The 17,538-nt window shown below is 41.6% G+C and carries 23 protein-coding genes, 1 pseudogene and 1 other annotated feature; of the genes and pseudogenes, 7 read left to right on the top strand and 17 right to left on the bottom strand.

What is annotated here, in order from left to right; translation table 11 throughout:
- Nucleotides 1-44 precede the first annotated feature (44 nt).
- The 3 genes from ACFO3D_RS12625 to ACFO3D_RS12615 all read right to left on the bottom strand — a co-directional run bounded on the left by ACFO3D_RS12625 (nucleotide 45) and on the right by ACFO3D_RS12615 (nucleotide 2,290).
- Nucleotides 45-533 carry a metallophosphoesterase family protein gene (locus ACFO3D_RS12625; RefSeq protein ID WP_390296488.1) on the bottom strand — a complete coding sequence of 163 codons (489 nt, stop codon included), beginning with the start codon at nucleotides 531-533 and terminating at the stop codon, nucleotides 45-47.
- 19 nt (nucleotides 534-552) lie between these two features.
- Nucleotides 553-1,950 carry a hypothetical protein gene (locus tag ACFO3D_RS12620; protein WP_390296486.1) on the bottom strand — a complete coding sequence of 466 codons (1,398 nt, stop codon included), beginning with the start codon at nucleotides 1,948-1,950 and terminating at the stop codon, nucleotides 553-555.
- A 133-nt stretch (nucleotides 1,951-2,083) separates the two neighbouring features.
- Nucleotides 2,084-2,290 carry a hypothetical protein gene (locus ACFO3D_RS12615; protein ID WP_390296484.1) on the bottom strand — a complete coding sequence of 69 codons (207 nt, stop codon included), beginning with the start codon at nucleotides 2,288-2,290 and terminating at the stop codon, nucleotides 2,084-2,086.
- Nucleotides 2,291-2,427: 137 nt separating this feature from the next.
- Between ACFO3D_RS12615 and ACFO3D_RS12610 the strand changes: the two genes are divergently transcribed.
- Complete coding sequence (locus ACFO3D_RS12610; RefSeq protein WP_390296482.1) at nucleotides 2,428-3,615, top strand: cation:proton antiporter; 1,188 nt, start codon at nucleotides 2,428-2,430, stop codon at nucleotides 3,613-3,615.
- 35 nt (nucleotides 3,616-3,650) lie between these two features.
- On the opposite strand, the gene ACFO3D_RS12605 is transcribed toward ACFO3D_RS12610, so the two are convergent.
- Nucleotides 3,651-4,214, bottom strand: a complete 564-nt coding sequence (locus tag ACFO3D_RS12605; protein ID WP_390296480.1) for a DUF3231 family protein — start codon at nucleotides 4,212-4,214, stop codon at nucleotides 3,651-3,653.
- Between the two features lie 111 nt (nucleotides 4,215-4,325).
- Between ACFO3D_RS12605 and ACFO3D_RS12600 the strand changes: the two genes are divergently transcribed.
- Nucleotides 4,326-4,490, top strand: a complete 165-nt coding sequence (locus tag ACFO3D_RS12600; protein WP_390296478.1) for a hypothetical protein — start codon at nucleotides 4,326-4,328, stop codon at nucleotides 4,488-4,490.
- 18 nt (nucleotides 4,491-4,508) lie between these two features.
- Here ACFO3D_RS12600 and ACFO3D_RS12595 read toward each other — a convergent pair whose 3' ends face one another.
- From ACFO3D_RS12595 to ACFO3D_RS12585, 3 genes are all read right to left on the bottom strand, one after another.
- A complete protein-coding gene (locus ACFO3D_RS12595; protein ID WP_390296476.1) occupies nucleotides 4,509-4,772 on the bottom strand; it encodes a hypothetical protein in 264 nt (87 codons plus the stop codon).
- Nucleotides 4,773-5,159: 387 nt separating this feature from the next.
- On the bottom strand, nucleotides 5,160-6,071 hold the full coding sequence (locus tag ACFO3D_RS12590) for a TerC family protein (protein ID WP_390296474.1): 912 nt from the start codon (nucleotides 6,069-6,071) through the stop codon (nucleotides 5,160-5,162).
- A 381-nt stretch (nucleotides 6,072-6,452) separates the two neighbouring features.
- Entirely contained in the window at nucleotides 6,453-7,016 is a 564-nt protein-coding gene (locus ACFO3D_RS12585; protein WP_390296472.1) for a beta-class carbonic anhydrase, read from the bottom strand.
- 195 nt (nucleotides 7,017-7,211) lie between these two features.
- Here ACFO3D_RS12585 and ACFO3D_RS12580 point away from each other — a divergent pair, with 195 nt between their 5' ends.
- Nucleotides 7,212-7,433, top strand: a complete 222-nt coding sequence (locus ACFO3D_RS12580; protein ID WP_390296470.1) for a Spo0E family sporulation regulatory protein-aspartic acid phosphatase — start codon at nucleotides 7,212-7,214, stop codon at nucleotides 7,431-7,433.
- 13 nt (nucleotides 7,434-7,446) lie between these two features.
- Here ACFO3D_RS12580 and ACFO3D_RS12575 read toward each other — a convergent pair.
- The 4 genes and pseudogenes from ACFO3D_RS12575 to ACFO3D_RS12560 form a co-directional block, all read right to left on the bottom strand.
- Nucleotides 7,447-7,804, bottom strand: a pseudogene (locus tag ACFO3D_RS12575) (alpha-hydroxy acid oxidase).
- Between the two features lie 231 nt (nucleotides 7,805-8,035).
- Nucleotides 8,036-9,415, bottom strand: coding sequence for an FAD-binding oxidoreductase (locus ACFO3D_RS12570; protein ID WP_390296468.1), 1,380 nt, complete (start codon nucleotides 9,413-9,415; stop codon nucleotides 8,036-8,038).
- Nucleotides 9,416-9,438: 23 nt separating this feature from the next.
- A complete protein-coding gene (locus ACFO3D_RS12565) occupies nucleotides 9,439-9,825 on the bottom strand; it encodes a VOC family protein (RefSeq protein ID WP_390296466.1) in 387 nt (128 codons plus the stop codon).
- Between the two features lie 412 nt (nucleotides 9,826-10,237).
- Nucleotides 10,238-10,612, bottom strand: a complete 375-nt coding sequence (locus ACFO3D_RS12560; RefSeq protein ID WP_390296464.1) for a cytochrome-c oxidase — start codon at nucleotides 10,610-10,612, stop codon at nucleotides 10,238-10,240.
- A gap of 191 nt (nucleotides 10,613-10,803) precedes the next feature.
- Between ACFO3D_RS12560 and ACFO3D_RS12555 the strand changes: the two genes are divergently transcribed.
- The 3 genes from ACFO3D_RS12555 to ACFO3D_RS12545 all read left to right on the top strand — a co-directional run bounded on the left by ACFO3D_RS12555 (nucleotide 10,804) and on the right by ACFO3D_RS12545 (nucleotide 12,654).
- Nucleotides 10,804-11,397 (top strand): TetR/AcrR family transcriptional regulator, encoded by a 594-nt coding sequence (locus ACFO3D_RS12555; RefSeq protein ID WP_390296462.1) that lies wholly within the window; start codon nucleotides 10,804-10,806, stop codon nucleotides 11,395-11,397.
- A gap of 2 nt (nucleotides 11,398-11,399) precedes the next feature.
- A complete protein-coding gene (locus tag ACFO3D_RS12550) occupies nucleotides 11,400-11,975 on the top strand; it encodes an MFS transporter (protein ID WP_390296460.1) in 576 nt (191 codons plus the stop codon).
- Nucleotides 11,976-12,039: 64 nt separating this feature from the next.
- A complete protein-coding gene (locus ACFO3D_RS12545; protein WP_390296458.1) occupies nucleotides 12,040-12,654 on the top strand; it encodes an MFS transporter in 615 nt (204 codons plus the stop codon).
- Between the two features lie 56 nt (nucleotides 12,655-12,710).
- Here the strand turns inward: ACFO3D_RS12545 and ACFO3D_RS12540 are convergent, their stop codons facing one another.
- From ACFO3D_RS12540 to ACFO3D_RS12530, 3 genes are read right to left on the bottom strand one after another with little or no spacing between them, the layout of a single operon-like run.
- The gene (locus ACFO3D_RS12540) at nucleotides 12,711-13,229 is read right to left on the bottom strand and encodes a GrpB family protein (RefSeq protein ID WP_390296456.1); all 519 of its coding nucleotides are present in this window, start codon (nucleotides 13,227-13,229) and stop codon (nucleotides 12,711-12,713) included.
- Nucleotide 13,230: 1 nt separating this feature from the next.
- A complete protein-coding gene (gene csaA / locus ACFO3D_RS12535; protein WP_390296454.1) occupies nucleotides 13,231-13,560 on the bottom strand; it encodes a chaperone CsaA in 330 nt (109 codons plus the stop codon).
- A gap of 46 nt (nucleotides 13,561-13,606) precedes the next feature.
- A complete protein-coding gene (locus tag ACFO3D_RS12530; RefSeq protein WP_390296452.1) occupies nucleotides 13,607-14,197 on the bottom strand; it encodes a hypothetical protein in 591 nt (196 codons plus the stop codon).
- Between the two features lie 188 nt (nucleotides 14,198-14,385).
- Between ACFO3D_RS12530 and ACFO3D_RS12525 the strand changes: the two genes are divergently transcribed.
- Nucleotides 14,386-14,826, top strand: coding sequence for a DUF5392 family protein (locus tag ACFO3D_RS12525; protein WP_390296450.1), 441 nt, complete (start codon nucleotides 14,386-14,388; stop codon nucleotides 14,824-14,826).
- Nucleotides 14,827-15,062: 236 nt separating this feature from the next.
- Here the strand turns inward: ACFO3D_RS12525 and ACFO3D_RS12520 are convergent, their stop codons facing one another.
- The 3 genes from ACFO3D_RS12520 to ACFO3D_RS12510 form a co-directional block, all read right to left on the bottom strand.
- On the bottom strand, nucleotides 15,063-16,271 hold the full coding sequence (locus ACFO3D_RS12520) for an MFS transporter (RefSeq protein ID WP_390296448.1): 1,209 nt from the start codon (nucleotides 16,269-16,271) through the stop codon (nucleotides 15,063-15,065).
- Nucleotides 16,272-16,298: 27 nt separating this feature from the next.
- Nucleotides 16,299-16,549 (bottom strand) — a binding site (T-box leader).
- A 47-nt stretch (nucleotides 16,550-16,596) separates the two neighbouring features.
- The gene (locus ACFO3D_RS12515) at nucleotides 16,597-17,046 is read right to left on the bottom strand and encodes an SRPBCC family protein (protein WP_390296446.1); all 450 of its coding nucleotides are present in this window, start codon (nucleotides 17,044-17,046) and stop codon (nucleotides 16,597-16,599) included.
- Nucleotides 17,047-17,051: 5 nt separating this feature from the next.
- A complete protein-coding gene (locus ACFO3D_RS12510; RefSeq protein ID WP_390296444.1) occupies nucleotides 17,052-17,525 on the bottom strand; it encodes a GNAT family N-acetyltransferase in 474 nt (157 codons plus the stop codon).
- Between the last annotated feature and the right edge of the window lie 13 nt (nucleotides 17,526-17,538).

Here is a 17,538-nt window from a genome sequence, read left to right as displayed (position 1 = left end):
TTATAGTGTTTGTATCCAAACACTGCACCCTTATATAAAACAGCTTATTTAAAGTAGATAAACTTTGCGGTAATTTCTTCTCCGATTTCCAGAATGCCGAACGAGTAACACGGCAAACGCCGCTTATCAGTTGGAGAGCCAGGGTTAAACAGCAGGATCTTTTTAAAGTAACGCATCATTGGAATATGGGAATGCCCGAAAATAAGAACATCGATCTTTTCCCCATCAAACGCTTCGATTGCCCTTTTTTCAGTTGTCTTTTTTTCCCCGTGGCCGTGTACAATTCCGATTCTGCACCCTGCCACCTCTACAATCTCTCGCTCCGGAAACTTCTTTCTTATTTCTTCATCATCCACATTTCCATATACACCTCTTACTTCCGCATACTCTGCAAGTTCATAGTAGACCTCCATGGAATTCCAGTCACCTGCATGGATGATTAAATCTGAATCATCCAGTTCTTTTTTTAGTCTAAACGGCAGGGGTTTCTTCCCATCGGATGTATGCGTGTCAGCTGTAACCACAATCTTCATGGCTTCTTACTCCCTTCATCTAAACCACCCACTGAATATACCCCTGTACCATTACATAGAAAACTACTGCATATTTCAGGTTGAACTTTATCCCATTTTTATATCCGCTCAGTCCATTCGTTCCACTTAAAACAATAACCGGCATAATCAGCGGTGATAGTAAAATTGATATGGCACTCCCCGATGTAATGGCGAGAACAACCAGTTCAGGGGGATAAGGAAGCGAGATGCTGTCCAAGATTCCGGTTACCAGTACCATTACTGTAAGTGGGCCAAGACCCATAAAACCAAGAAATATAACGATAAGTGGCAAAAAGTACAATATATTAACAAACGGGATAACTTCCTGAATATGATAAATTCCGTTTATTACGCTCTCCCCAAACCCGGTTTGATTTAAACCGTATATCATAACACCTGCCGATATCAAAACACTGAACTGGTAACCTTGGTTTATCAGGCCTTCCAGGTAATACTGCTTCGTTTCAGTTACAAGCTTCCCTGGTCTTTTTTTAACAAAATAGTAAACAGAGGTCCAGCCCATTATTATTAGTGGAATCAACACCATCAACTGGATACCAGTTAGTGCATAAAACAGAAAAATAGAGCCGAACAGCGAAATGAACAAAATGGCAAATTCAACCGAACTGTGGACCTGATGCTTATGGTCAGAGGAAACACGGACAACTTCATCAATTTCTGATTTAATTTCAGCCGTAAAATCCATGCCGTACCGTTTTTCAGTAAATGATGCGAATATTACCGCCAGAATAATGGCGATAACTGTCACCACAAACCCCTGCAGAATCGTATGCCATAATGAGGCATCCAGCGCCTCCACGGCGAATGTGAAACTAGGACTGCTGATAACCCATAGTGTTGACAGAGCAAAAGCACGAAGAAGTGCTGTACTTTTAAAGTTTTCCCAAGCCTCTCCTCGCTGATGTTTCAGGATATCGTCTGCGAACTGGTACATGAGCGGGATAGACCCGAACAAGAGAAAATAAGAAATGACATGGGTAAATGAAATCATGCCAAAGTAAAACTTGCGCGAAGTATCAAGCAGTCGATGTGCAAGTCCAATAATTTCTTCGATATACGGTTCTTCATGAAGTACCCGTCCGATAATCGGAACCATAATCAATAGTCCGATAATGCTGCTCATCTGCCGGAGTCCGTCTGAAAGCCCCGGTAATAACGGAGCTCCACTTAGCAATAGGGTTGTGATCCCGGTTGAAAAGAGAAACAGAGGCAGTTTGAAACGCTTAATGCCCAGACGGATTGCTGAGAGGACAAGCAAAACCATTCCGCTCAGCGCCTGCACGTATGCCAGAGGTTCACTTGGATAAAAGTATGTAAAGAAATGCAGCAAGGCATATATGAAAATAGCCAGCCTAAGTATTCGTGTCAGCTTCATATTAATAACTCCCATAAGTCCCCATTAGAAATCTGGCGTTAACCTTATACAGACAGAAACGAATTACTTCCCTGCCCGCTAAAAAATAGTATACCAAAAATGGCATACTATTTCGGGAGCGGAAAGGAATTTTCTACAGGTTGTTGTATTCCTGTGAGAGTTCTTTTTCTGCAATTATTTCATTTGCCGACTCGAGTCTGTTATGCTCATCCACCGATTCGCCCTGGAAACGCTCATCTTTCTCAAGTGGTTTATTTGCCCGAAGGCCGGTTCGTACACTGATCTCCTCGTTATTTTCGGCATTATTTCGTCCTACGTATTTCTCCTTTTTAGTTCGCATTAGTTTTATCACCTCATTCTATAGCGTGTGCATGGCTGCATAATTCATTCCCCTTTGCACCCCTAACTGCAACCGTTTAACACACAAAAATTTGGGTATCGTAAAGAGCAAATAATATAGCATAGGGAGGGTACTCATTGTCGACAGTTCAAATCATCTTGCTATTGTTAATTGGCTATATCATTTTTACAATTGATAAAAAACAAGCTAACTTTCCGGTCCCGACGGTATTGGTAATATTGGGACTGGCGTTGTCCTTTATTCCATATTTTTCAACGATCGAATTAACAAAAGAAATGATCTATCACATTTTCCTGCCGCCTTTGTTATTTATATCCGCATATCAGTTTCCACCTGATCAGTTTAAAAAGAATGCAGGAATAATTGGTGTATTGGCAACGATTGGAATCATGCTCACTGTGGCGATTTTGGGCACATCGATTTTCGCACTTAGTAATCTGTTTATCCCCCTATCATTTCTTGGCGCATTAATTATCGCCTCAATCCTGACGCCAACCGATCCTGTGTCAGTTGTATCAGTGTTAAAGAAGTCATCTGGGGATGAAAGTATTGCCGATGTGGTCGAAGGCGAGTCCTTGATAAACGACGGGACAAGTATCGTTATTTTCACTGTACTTGCAGGTATGCTTGCGCACGGTAAAACTTTTTCAGCCTGGTCATTCATCGGTGATTTTCTTTTTGTATCAATTGGCGGAACACTGATTGGGGTGTTATTCGGTTGGTTAATGAGTAAGGCTGTCCACTTTACCCATCACCGGGAATATCAGGTGATGTTAAGTATTGTGTTAACGTACGGCGTGTTCAACCTTGCAGAGCATCTGGGAGTTTCAGGAGTGCTTGCTACTGTCTTTGCAGGCATCATGTTATCGTTTGAGTATGGAAAAACTATTAAGGAGAGTCATTTTAAAGATTCACTGAACGGGTTCTGGAGTGTTGTCGAACTGTCTATTCTGGCACTTATATTTCTTTTGATCGGAATCTATGCAGCAGATTACCTATCGCTCGATAACCTGCTATTTGCATTAGTTATTTTCATCACATCTTTACTCGTCCGTTTCCTTATTATCGCAGGAACCACACAAATCTTCCCGAAATGGCGAAAAAGGATCAGCTGGAAAGAATCAATTCTCGTTACATGGTCCGGACTAAAAGGGACAATGTCTGTATTCCTCATTCTAAGTTTGGAGCTGAAGAGCTTTGAAAACAGCGACATTATTCTTACACTGTCGTTCATGGCTGTACTGATTTCCCTAATTGTACAGAGTCTTGGTGTATATCCGCTTTCCAAGAAAATTTCCGACTAATACAGCGCCTCCACCAACCTGTTGGAGGCGCTGTTTCATTTTTGGGGTGAACCCGGTGGGACATAATATGGTGGTACATTAATCCAGCCCCGGTGCCGCATCAGTGTTTTCAGCGTACTTCCAAATGTTACCCATTCGGTAAAAAAGCCAATCCATATTCCTCCGATGTCCTGACGGAGAGAATCCGCCTGGGCCTTGGCACATATCTGCAAGCAGGTTGCCAGTTTTAGGGCAACTCCATTAGCGAGCTCGCTATCGGTAAGCTTAACGCCAAGTGGAACCTCTTGCGGCTGTGATTCGGGTTTTGGAGAGGGACCATTGGGCAGTGGTATTCCTTCCTGTTTCATAAATTCTTTCAGCCGCCTGCTTTGTCCTTCACATAAACGAACTACATCTGTTAGCATTTCATTCATTTCATCGTCTGTGGTTGTATTTAGGCCAACTTCTTCATAACGAAGAAACTCTTCCAGCATAAGAATGTAAGTCCAGCAATCACCTGCTTCTATAATATTTAACGGTGAAGTTGGTTCATCTGTATTATCAATTGTAGTTTTAAGTATGTTCCAGACCGCTTCAAATGGATTAGAAATCTTCCACACCTCCTTTTTCCCTAGTGTGTTCTATTTATGTAAATAAATGTAAGATAAATGAAATTTAATCTTTTGGTTAAGATAACCTTTGAGGTAAAAAAGTACGGAGGTGCAAGTTCCTTGGAAGAAAATTTTCGTGAATACCGGACCGGTCAGGGTGTACCGGAGAAAGGGCAGTACATCTGTCAGTCAGGAAAGAGGGCAATCCTTAACAAAGATGAAGATTTCCCGGCTTGCCCTGTGACCGGGGATGAAACAACTTGGAAGCGTCATGATCATGAATAGGCGAATAAAGCCTTTGTACTAATGGTACAAAGGCTTTATTTTATCCAAATCTTTTAGAAACAGGTCTATCTCTTCCTGATTCAGACGGACCAGAAGCTGATCATATAAAGAAAGTACCTGCCCATCCTCTTCATCCTTATGCTGATCAAGATATTCAGCAAGGGCATTTAGCTGGCTCTCTTTTATAGTGGATTCGGTAGTAAAATGTTTAATCTGCTTTAAAGTGAACTCATTTGTCTGCTGATCAAATTCACCGGTAATGATATTCCCGTCTAATCTCATGGTAAGTCCTCCTGTTTTTTACTGTAGTTTCCCCAAAAGATTACGATTAAACAGCTAACTTAAAAGGAGGCACCATTTTTCGAAAAGATGTCTCCTTTTTTTATTGGAGAGCGATTATAAAGGTAGTAGGATTGTTTGATCATGGTAGGCTGGATATTAATTCAGCGCCCAAGAGATTTTTCCAGCGCTAAATCGGAGAATTCGGCTTTTTTCAGCGATCCAACGGTTTAAATCAGCGTTCACCATGGTTTATCAGCGCTCGTGGAACTTTTTTCAGCGAAACGGCCCTTCGCCCATCCAAAAATCCACAGGAACCAAATCCCGTGGTAGAGACAAATTTTCTTATCTTTTAAAAAAAGCCTGCTCGCGGCAGACCTTTTTTGTAATTTAGCGTTGATACATTTTCTCTTTTTTCTCTTCGCTTGTTTCTTCTTTTTTATCTTCTTTCTTCTCTAAAACTTCTTCTTCCCGAATTTGTTCATATTCTTTGAGCTCTTCTGCAGCTTCATCAACGGATTTATCAACATGACCAGCACCTTCTATTTCAGGTGCATTTTCCTTCTTATTTCGGCCGGATAAGAACCATCCACCGATAGCGAGTGTAAGAAGAACACCCCAGAAAGTAAGCTTCCACCCGGTACTGTGCGTGAAGTGCTCATCAAGAATTCCTACCTGGCCTAGTGTGTGTACTCCTAATTTCACCCCGACCCAGAACACAATTGAATATGCGGTAGTTTCGAGTCCCGGACGCTCGTTCAGGAGTTTCACAAATATTCCGGCTGCATAACGGATTAGGATTAACCCGGCAATTGCTGCAAGAATAACAACAATAAACTGTCCACCATCAAGTCCGCCAACCTCAGGAAGCCCTGTTGGTGGCAATGCAACGGCAATTGCTACCGCAGCAAGAATCGAGTCAACCGCAAACGCCACATCGGCAAGCCCAATTTGCAGAACTGTCGCTTTAAACCCACGTTGCTTAGTCTTGGGTGCGTGTTCAGTATCTCCTTTGGAAGAATACCTTTTAACAATATGCTTAACACCCAGATACATTAGGTATAATGCACCAATTGCCTGGATCTGCCATACATTAACGAGAAATGAAACCGTAAATAATGCGGCAAACCTGAAGATAAACGCACCCCATATTCCGTATGAGAGTGCTTTTTTCTGCTGTTCTGCCGGAAGGTGTTTTGCCATAACGGCTAATACAAGCGCGTTATCCGCAGAAAGCAGACCCTCTAGACCAATTAATATTAGTAATGCCCAACCATATTCCAATAATAGTGCTGTGTCCAAACCATATCTCTCCCTCTGTCGTTATAACACGGTTAGCACCAGCCTTCTTGGCAATAACCATAGTTACATTCATGCTTACAGACTGTCCTGTCTGCCATAAAAAAATGAAGGCATGCACATACGCCTCCATGGTAAACTACTTATAAAAATAAATAAGCAAGACCTTTACCATGGCGGCAAAGGTCTTGCTAACAACACGTTAAGGTTGCCAGAGAAGCCGAGCATATTAACCAGATTACTGCACAACCGAAATTGAACAATTTTCCTGCAATACGCTGTAATGACGACTTCCCTGTAAAAGCTACTCCCCTTTGAATTCCTTCTAAGCATACAGAAAATAAGAATATTAGTCAAGCGGCATTCAACTATATAAAACTTCTGTTATTCCTCATACCCATCAATAACCAGGTCCAGTTTTCCTGTTTCCGGACTGATTACGAGTCCATGAACGGGAACATCACTTGGTAATAATGGATGGTTCCTTATAACCGAGGTACTACTCATAACGCTGTCCTCCACATTATCAAAACCCTGAAGAAATTTCCCGAAATCTACACCGGAGTATTCCAGTGTATTCAGCGTTTCCTGACTGACACCTCGTTCCTTCATCTGGTCCAACATAGTATCCGCATCTAACTTAGTCATTCCGCAATCACGATGACCAATTACGCATACTTCATCGGCCTTTAATGCATAAACTGCCACCAGGATGCTTTTCATTATACTCCCAAACGGATGGGCAACAATGGCACCTGCATTTTTAACGATCTTCACGTCACCATTACGAAGGTTCATCGACTTCGGAAGCAATTCAACTAATCGTGTGTCCATGCACGAAAGAATGACAAGCTTCTTATTCGGAAATTTGCTACGTTCGTACTTCTCATATTCCTTGTTTTTCACAAACTGTTCATTGAAAGATAAAATTTCATCCAGTAATCTCATCGAAATTCACCTCTTATATTTACTTAACTCTACTATATTTTTTTTTGAGATCATTTACAACTATGTCGACTTTTGTAACGTTTTGACTTGTTTTGCAAAAACTATTGAAACTTCATAAGAATGTTGTCATAATAGCATTCGTGCGCGTCAGGACTAATGGCCCAGCACAGTTTAATCAGGAAAGGAATTATGAAAATGAATAGGCAAAATTATACAATCCAAAATGATGATTTGCTGATAGCAATAACCATTAAGAAAAAAGAGATGATTGAGTTAGGAATGAAATATGGCCTTACTGACCGACGAACAGTAGCCTGTAGTCAGCAGTTGGACAATCTATTGAATACAGCATGCGAAATTTGTGAACCAACTGATGGAATACTAAATTCCTCGCCTGTTTTGAAAAAAGTTATGTAATAAAATGTTTTTATTATTTTTTTGCCCGCAGTAAAGAGAGATCTAGTTCCTGAACGGATTTTCTGCCGGCGAGCGCCATGGTTAAATCCATGTCAGCAATCATGTTACGCAATACTTCCTTGACTCCTTTAGTGCCGGCTACAGCCAACCCATACATACATGATCTGCCAATCAGAACAGCACATGCTTCAAGAGAGATCGCCTTCAGAATATCCGAACCTCGACGAATTCCACTGTCCATCAGTACGGATTTCACCGTCAATAACTTCAGCAACATGCGGCAGGACCTCAAGGGCTCCAATCTCACCATCAACCTGACGTCCTCCATGATTGGAAACAATAATCCCATCTACTTTGTATTTTAAAGCCAGCCGGGCATCATCAGGATTTAAAATTCCCTTTAATATGACATTACTAACTTTCCCTTATGTATGGTAATGTTGTTATTATATTGTAAATAATCTGTATTTTCAAATGATAACTATATCGAAATGTGAAAACTCTCTACAGGAAGCACTTTCCAATATACTAAAAAGCATTGGCAGATACCAATGCTTCTCCAGATTAATAGAGTATTAAGTTACCTGCTCAATTCAGGAATTCTACGATTTAGCATAGTCCCCTTTAATAACTTTACCGGGATTGAGGATTCCGTCAGGGTCAAGTGCTTCTTTGATTCGCTGCATAACTCCAAGCGCGTCTCCATGTTCTTTTTCCTGGTACTTCTGTTTACCAATACCTACTCCGTGTTCGCCGGTACAGGTGCCGCCTCGCTCCAGTGCATAACCAACAATCCGCTCATTGACCTTGTTGGCGCGTTCGATATCTTGTGGATTATTAACATCGATCATTAACAGAATATGATAATTGCCATCACCGACATGGCCGACAATTCCACCTTCAAGTCCTGATTCTTCCACTGCCTCGCGCGCATCCTTGATGGCTCCAGCCAGTTCGGAAATCGGAACACATACATCTGTAACCATCTGCTTTTTCCCAGGATGCCCATGAATATAAGCATAGGCTGCATTATGGCGTGATTCCCATAGACGGTTACGTGCAGCTGTATCTGTCTCAAACTCTACTTTTTGACAATCTAAATCATCAACGATTTCCTTCATGAACTCTACATCCTGCTGAAGTCCGGCTTCATTTCCGTGAAACTCCAGGAATAATGTGGGAACTTCATTATAGTTCGTGTCGCTGAATAAGTTTATTTGTTTGATAGATTGTTCATCTACCAATTCCACGCGGGCAATTGGAATTCCAGCCTGCAGAATTGCAATAACAGCGTTAACGGCGTCATCCACGTTGGCGAATTCAGCACGACCAGCCATAATGTGTTCTGGAATACCGATTACCTTCAATGTAAGTTCGGTGAAACACCCAAGTGTTCCTTCCGACCCAACAAAAAGTCCATTTAGATGATAGCCAGATGAAGACTTAGCAGCCATATTTCCGGTATGAATTACGGAACCATCAGCTAACACAACTTCGAGGTCACGGACCTGGTCGCGCATAATCCCATAGCGTACAGCAGTGGTTCCACTCGCATTGGTTGCTGCCATCCCGCCCAAAGTTGCATCGGCACCCGGATCAACTGTGAAAAACAAGCCATATTTTTTAAGCTCTTTATCAAGCTGGGATCGTGTGACCCCCGGTTGAACTTTCACGAGAAAATCATTCTCACGTACTTCCAGAACCTTGTTCATCAGTGAAAAATCAATTACGATTCCACCATCATACGGAATAACATTTCCTTCCAGGCTGGAACCGAATCCAAATGGTACTACCACAGTATTATATTGTTTTGCCAGTTTCATAATTTCGCTGACTTCACGGGTGTTTTCTGGATATACTACAATATCTGGGATATGTGGAGTATGATAGGATTCGTCCTTGCTGTGCTGTTCGAGAATAGTCTCGTTCTCAGATACGCGGTCACCACCAAGTAATTGCTGCAAATCTTCCAATAACGTCATAAAAAAACTCCTTTAGGTAAAATTTATTTTGCCTGTGAAACCTGAATCAGATTACCGCATGTATCATCAAATATCGCATAGGTGACCGGCCCTACGTCGGTTGGTTCAACAGTGAATGAAACTCCGCGTTCCTTCAGCCGTGTATATTCCTCTTTGATATCGTCAACCACAAAGGAGATAGCTGGAGTACCCTGTTCATAAATTTCCTTCTGATATTTTTCTGCTGCGGGATTTTCGTTTGGTTCAAGGAGCAGTTCAACCCCTTCCGGCTCTTCAGGTGAGACAACCGTTACCCACTTGAAGTCTCCGGCTGGCATATCGGTCTTTTTTACAAAGCCAAGAACTTCTGTGTAGAAATTAAGCGCTTTATCCTGGTTGTCTACAAACACACTGGTTATATTGATTCTCATATAGATCCTCCAAGTAATAAATTATTATTTTAATTATAACAGTAATTTACTGATATTTTAATTCACTAGGTAAAAAATAGCTGGCTGCCTCTCTTATTGAGAAATTCGTCAGTTGTGATTGCTTTCCCAAGGGAGGTAAAACAGAACCCGGAGAACATGATAAATGATCGCAAAGAGCCGGAGATAACGCAGAATTCTACAGCGAAAGAATAAATACCCATCATTAAAAACAAGACTCCTATCACCACACTCAGTTTTCCAAACAATGTAAGACCTTGCATTTTAACCTCTCCCTGAACAAATAATTCTTACTACTCATTCTACATAAATGCAGAAAACTCCTCTTTCTTCTTTACGATAAAAAAAGTAACCTGGGAGCGTTTAACAGCCCGCGGTTACTTTCTCGTATCCCTTATTTATTTAGATTCACATTTTGAAAGACGTTAACCATGAACAGAACTGCACCTACGACCACCATAATCGACCCAACTATTGTCAGACCAACAATTGTATGGCTAGAAGTCAAAAGCATTATAAACAACGTCCCTTGCATGAGGGGCAATCCCAGATTGTGCAGCCAGAAATGCACAGTTGCCAGCTTAGACTCCCCGGCTACCGGAAAAAGTAGATAAATAACTCCAAACAGCGCCATCGATACCCACCCTAGTAAATTCAGATGGGCATGAACTGAGGTAAAACTGAAATTCTGGGTGATTCCCATCGTAAGTCCCAGCAATACACCGAACACAAAGTAAACCGCCGCTACCTTTAAAAAGCGCACCCCCATGTGTTCACCTCCTTCTGATGTATACTCTATTTCTGAATGCAAGAACAATGCATGATTCCTATTTAAATATATGCTGGGTAAAAAGAGTGATTCTTTATTTTTTTGCTTGTCTGCCCCTTCACTTTCCCTGTTCCCTGTTATACCATAATAAATAATTGATTAATCAATCACTTAAAAAGGAGCTATCATTCATGGCTAAACCTCGTTCCACCGAAAAACGCGAGAGAATATTCCAAGCCGGATTGCGCTTGTTTTCCCACAACGGTTATACCAAAACAACCATCAAGGACATAGCAAATGAAGCGGGTGTCAGCTTTGGAACGGTATTTACCTATTTTCAAAATAAAGAAGAACTCTTCAATTCCTGTGTGACCGAACCGCTCGAAGAATTCAGGGATCACATCCTCACTACGCATGAAACACTCGATAGCATGACGTATGAAATGTTTGTCCAATTAGTCGGTCGTCATGTTGATTTTTTTCTGGAAAAAGAACACTATCTTCGCGTTGTTCAGTATGTGATTGGACAGCCAGAGCGCTTTCCCGAAATGGAAGTACTCGACCAATTTGCTGATGACTTCATGGATTTTATTCAATCAGTAGCAAAGGTTGGGATGAAAAAGGGTTTTTTGCCTGAAGGGAACCCGGAAGAGATTGGTTACGGCTATCTAGCTTTTCTGATGGGTGCACGTCTTACATTTACCGATCATGCAAATGTGCAGCTTACCAATGCGTTCAAGAATCAGGCATTACGCCTCTTTGGGGCAGGAATAACGGAGGGATAAAAATGGCGAGGTTTAATCAGCTTCATCCATCAATCCGAATACGGCTTTATCTGCAGTTTTCTACCCAGATCGCCAGCATGACAATCATGCCCTACATCGCGATTTACTTTACTGGAATGCTTGGTGCAAAAATAACCGGTATGCTGGTTATACTGGTTATTTGCTCTGGAATTGCCGGTGGATTCATCGGCGGGTACTGGTCCGATCAGATAGGGCGGAGAAAGCTCATGATCGCAGGTGAATTGGGTATCGGTATCTCATTCCTGGCGCTTGCTTTCGTGAACTCACCTTGGATGGTTTTACCATATGTAAGTTTTGTTCTGTTCCTCGTAAACATGTTTTGCAATGGTATCTACATTCCTGTCTCTACTTCCATGATCCACGACCTCGTAAAAAAAGATGAGCGGAATTTTGTGTTTACCGCCGTTTACTGGATTGCTAACCTGGCAACTGCTTTAGGAACGATTACAGGTCTTTCCTGTTTGAGAAACACCACTTTTATTTATTCCTGGTTGTCGCCATTGTCACCTTGCTTTCTTCCATTGTTACGTATCTATTTATCGGGAAACATTTCATAAAAGAAGGAACTCTGTCCAAACGACGGAACCTGCACCTTCCATTTGGTCAAATTACCTCATTGTCTTGAAAGACCGGATCTACCTGCTTTTTCTGATTGGTACGCTGTTTGTAGTTTCACTTGAAAGCCACCTGACTAACTATATAGCCGTTTATCTGGAGAAGAATGTGGAAAGTGCTTCCTTATTTGGATTGTTTACCGTAGACGGAGTTAATATGATAGGTATTCTGCATGCGGAAAATACTCTGCTTGTTGTATTAGCAGTCGGGTTGGTGAGCTGGATGGTCAAAAAAATACCAGATAACAGAAGGCTGGTATCCGGCATGACGCTTTACGTTTGTAGTTACTCACTTTTAAGTTTCACGACTGCCCCGGCAGCCCTAGTCATTTTAATGATTTTTATATCAATCGGTGAATTAATGTATATTCCCGTCCGTCAAAGCATGCTCGCTGAAATGGCTAAGGATTCTTACCGGAGCTCGTACCTCGCCTTGAACAGCTTCATGGGGCAAGGCACCATGATTGTTGCCGGCGCCACCATAACGCTTGGAGGAATTCTGCCAAGCTATTTAATCAGCATTGGCCTTTTTGTATTAGGAATCACCGGAGTGTTCCTTATACGGGTGGTCTTAAAGCGTATTGTGCGGGCTATAGAAGCAGATTCCAAAAAAAGTGTTTAGGAAACAGAAGTGATATCAATCCAGGCTTCTTTGCTAAAGTTCACAAGAACTCCAATTTATTTTACTTCCTGATACCACTTTACTGCTGCTTCCTCAAGGGTTAAGACAAGATGATTTTTTCCAATAATGTAAGATTCCATGTCAGATGGATATCTTTTGGCTAACTCTCGCTTCAGGTCACTGTATTCTTTGGCAGCGTTCGGATGTTTACGTAAATAATCGCGGAAAGCCAGATGCCGTTCCACATGCCGAATACCTTCTTCAAAAACATGTACATGATGGGTACGGTTTTCCCCACCCTTTTGGAAATACCGTCTGCCTGGAATGCCGTTTTCCCCCTTCGCCTCATAGCCGATTTCTTCCATTTCACCGTTATAAAAGTCCACCTGCTCGATTACTCTAACCACAGGCATAATATCGATAACGGGTTTGGCAGCAAGACCTATTACAGAAGTACTTCCAATATGGTGAATCGCCACGAGTTCATTTCCAAATACCGCTCGTAATTTCGTTGCTTCTTTTTCAAACATGGCAGGCCACTGATAGTTGTATGATTCAACTTCTACTCTTCGCATTCTATGATATCCTGGTGCCATTTTCTACAGGCTCATCCGGACTTAGCAAAACAACATCTCCTGCTTCCGGTACCCCACCAATTACAAGAACCTCTGATTTGAACCCTGCTACACGCATTGGCGGGAAATTCACAACCCCAACAACCTGCCGTCCAACTAATTGCTCTGGGTCATATCGTTTCGTGATTTGTGCGGATGACTGTTTGATTCCAACCTCCCCAAAGTCTATTTCCATCTTGATTGCTGGCTTCCTTGCCTCCGGGAAGGGTTCTGCCTTCAATATGGTTCCAATTCTGATATCCAGCTCCATAAAATCATTAATAGTTGCCATTCTAATAACCTCCACATTATGTATATCTTAAGTTTAGCCAATCACCTTAATCGCTAACAGCTATAACTTCACCTTTCTTGTTCAGACCGCGGAAGACAAAATTCCCCACTGCGGAATAAGGTAAAGTATCGTAATGTGCAGCATATCCATTGGTTACATCCATTTCTACATGAATAGTTGACTGCTCTTTCACTTCCTCAAGTGATGTTCCTTTATTATTCAGATCAGCATTCGTAACGATAACCGTAACGATATTTTCATTGGTTACTTCGACTGAGAAGACTGTTTTATAATGTTGCTTTTTTTCCTGTTGGGTAGCTGACCAGTTTGTCTTCATACCATCTTCCGCAAAAGGGTTTATCCCATCAATATTTGTAACACGGTGGAGTATTCCCCAATTGTCAATAACCTTTAAAAACTTTTGCTTTCCAGTGTCCCAAATGATAACCTTCTTATCACCAAACTTCTTTTCATATACTACTTCACCTTCCGAATTTGGAGCAGAATACCTGGCCGCAGCATGTTCAGTGAGAGCAAACCCACCATTTATAGTTGGTCCGAAATAAAAAATGCCAACAATAATCAATAAAGCCCCATAACGCTTTCTTATCAATCTTTTCTTTCTTTTTCCAAACATAAATTGTACCCCTCATTAATCTCAGTGATGCTTCATATTTTTTCATTGATTGTTCTTTACTTCAACATCCGGCCTTGGGATTCCTGCCCTGATTTGTAAAAATGGAAATAATGAGCCGTATCTGTGACAGATGCGTTGGCGAGTAGTATACTCTAATTATATAGGTAGTTTTCTAAGGAGATGATTTGTTGTTTAATAATAATACAATGGAAAATATGCCTTCATTTATCGAAAGAGAACTCGAAACGATTACCGAGTTAGTGAAGCCAAGGATAAAGAAAAGTTCCAAATATATGATGATTGCAATACCGCTATTAGGTATTTCCATAGTTAACCTGTTTTTACTGTTTGTCACTACCGGCTGGAGTCTGGATACCATGATTGCACCCGGAATATACGCACTTGTCGGAGCTATTGGAGCCGCATTATTTCGAGAGTCCAAGCTTACCAACAAGGAAATCAGAAAGATAGGCATGAAACATATTATAGAACGAATCAATAAAAGTGAACATGTCGATGACGATGCCAAGAAAAAATATATTAAAAATATTAAATCACAGCCTAAATTCGGGCTGCAAACATTCATTAACTTTTTAACCGAAGAACATCAAAGTCTCATGGACAGCTAATGCTCAATTATAAAAAAAGCTCAAATTAATTTTTGAGCTTTTTTTAATACATTTTAGTTCGGCAAACACAGACAACTAGCTATGGTATTATTCTGTTAAAAATTAATATTGTCGAGAAGGTGCCTCTCCATCGTTTGGTTGCAAAGTCATTTCTTTTATAGCGAGGATCTCCTTTGCTACTTGGGCGGATCCTCATTCCATTATTCTTATATAGTTGAATCTCCCAGAGTAGTTATCTAGTTTATCTTTACTAGCTCTGTTTCCGGCCTTTTAGATTTTTGAAAAAGAACTACGGCAACCGCCAGCATTATAAAGGTCCCAATCATAACAACCGGACGTATTGTGGTCAATTGGGCAGCTACCCCCATTCCGGAAACCATTATAATTACGATTACAGCTTCAACTAACCCGTATATACTTCCAATTCGACCCATTACCTCAACCGGGATATTGTTTTGATAAAAAGTTTGAAACCCTGTATTTGCAAAAGCAAGTGAAAAGGAAAGCACAAAAAAACCAATTGCTGCTCCCTGAAATCCATCCGAAAATGCATATACGATATAGCCTACGGAAACGGCGAATGACCCCCCACTCATTAGGAGTGCAACAGATATCTTTTTGACCAGAACAGAATTACATACAGCACCCACAACAATTCCAGCTCCAGCGATACTTACAAGGAAACCATATTTGGCGTCTGACAGACCAAGGACCTCCTTTGAAAAGGCTGCCTCCAGTGAATCAATCGCAGCTGCCATTACCATCATACAACTGAACAGAAAATAGATTAGCATGACATGACTGTTCTTACGACTGAATTGTTTAACAGCACGCCAGTCTTGCTTTAATAATTCTAATGAAAGCTTTTGCTGCGTGAGTGTATGATTCTTTTCCAAATCAGGCATCAGCAAAGTTACCAGTCCGGAAATGAACATTGCGCTTGCATTTATATAAATAGCCATAACCGGGGTCCCCACGATAAACAGTATACCGGCAATCGCTGGTCCAATTAAAAATCCTCCTGAATCAATCAGGCTTCGGAGTGAATTGAATCGTTTACGCTGCTCCGTCGGGATTAGCCGTGTAATGTAGGACATCGAGGTCGGTTCAAACATAGCATTTGCCATGCTGATAAAAAACACAAGAAGATAAATTGGCCAGATAGACGTGAAAAGTGGTAACATCACGATCAAACCTGCACGGATGATATCAAGTAAGACCATCATCCTCCGCTTATTCATTCGGTCAATCAGACTCCCTGCCCAAAAATTCGTGCAAACTACTGCCAGCGGCTTAATCATATACAGGGCGGCAACCGCAAGCGGGGACCCTGTCATTTTAAGAATCATAAGGTTGAGCGCAATCAGATAAATCCACGCACCCACACTTGAGACTCCCATTCCCAGTAATAAAATCGCCACATACTTCCCTGTTTCTTTTCCCATAAAAAAACCCGCCCCCAAGAAATTAATCTTGAGGGCGAGTTCACGCAGACCGCGGTGCCACCTCAGTTCATTAATATGTCACCATATTAATCTCAGCGGGTACGATGATAACTATACCCCGGCTCTGTAACAGGAGCACCTGTCACACCATCCCTGATAAAAGTTCCGGTGTGAAAGCTCAGAGGTTTGGTTCGATATGCGTCTTCCTGCTCTTTTTCAGCAACCAGAGCTCTCTTTTAGGAATACGGTATATCTACTCTTCTCATCAACGCTTTTTCCGATTTAGTTAAGGAATAGAATAACAGAACCGGCCAAGGCTGTAAAGCTAAAATTTCAGCGCATCAAGCGGCTCACCAGTTTCCAGCAAGGTTTTCAGATTGCTCAGAATGGCAGGCCAGCCATTGTTGAGTCCATAAAATGTGTCTTCCCGCTCAGTTATATCTGTCGGCACCAGACTTTTATGCCACAATGTCAGTTTTACTTCAGACTTGACTTGTTTAAGTTTGAATATTACATAGGTGGGATTCTCACGAGGTGTATCGTCCCCCGGTACAGTCCAGGTATAAGAGAGATGTTCAGGCCGGTTAACTTCAAGAACTTTACCCACTACCGCTGTATCACCATCACCCATCGTGAATGTCACCGTTGACCCTCGCTCCCAGTCAGAGTTTATATTCTGTCCGAAAAAATATTGCTTCGTGAATTCCCTTTGGGTGAGCACATCCCATACCTTTTCTGGTGTCGCTTTTATGTATGTTGTATAAACAAATTCCATTAAAACTACTCCTTTTCATCTTGATATTCCATTTTAACAAACTCGTATGTACTTCCATTAGTAGCCTGTGAAAATGTACTGGTTATTTCGAATCCTGCCCGCTCGTACACTTTGATTGCGCGCTTATTGAATGCCGCAACAGCGAGCGTGATTTTCTGCGGGTTTAGGCTTTCTTTTGCAAATTCTAACCCGGCTTGGACGAATTCCAACCCTGCACCTTTACCGGTCAGGTCCGGGGACATTCCCAGTCCAATATCCAGCGTATGGTCATTAGTTCTTGCAAAGCTGAAAAAGCCAATTAACCTGTTTCCATCGAGAACACTGTAAACCAGATCACCACGTGCCTCGGGGTCCACGAATTCTGCAAGGTCCTCCTCATCCGCTTCCATATCATAAAAAGCATATTCTCCGTCGTAATGCCAGGTGTACGCGATAGTTTCTGCCTGCTTTTGTGTTATTTGCTGAAATGTATAGTTCATCGTTTCACCTCAT

This window comes from Virgibacillus kekensis (assembly GCF_042654125.1).
Taxonomy (GTDB): domain Bacteria; phylum Bacillota; class Bacilli; order Bacillales; family Amphibacillaceae; genus Lentibacillus; species Lentibacillus kekensis.
This window is presented reverse-complemented; position numbering and strand designations above follow the sequence as displayed.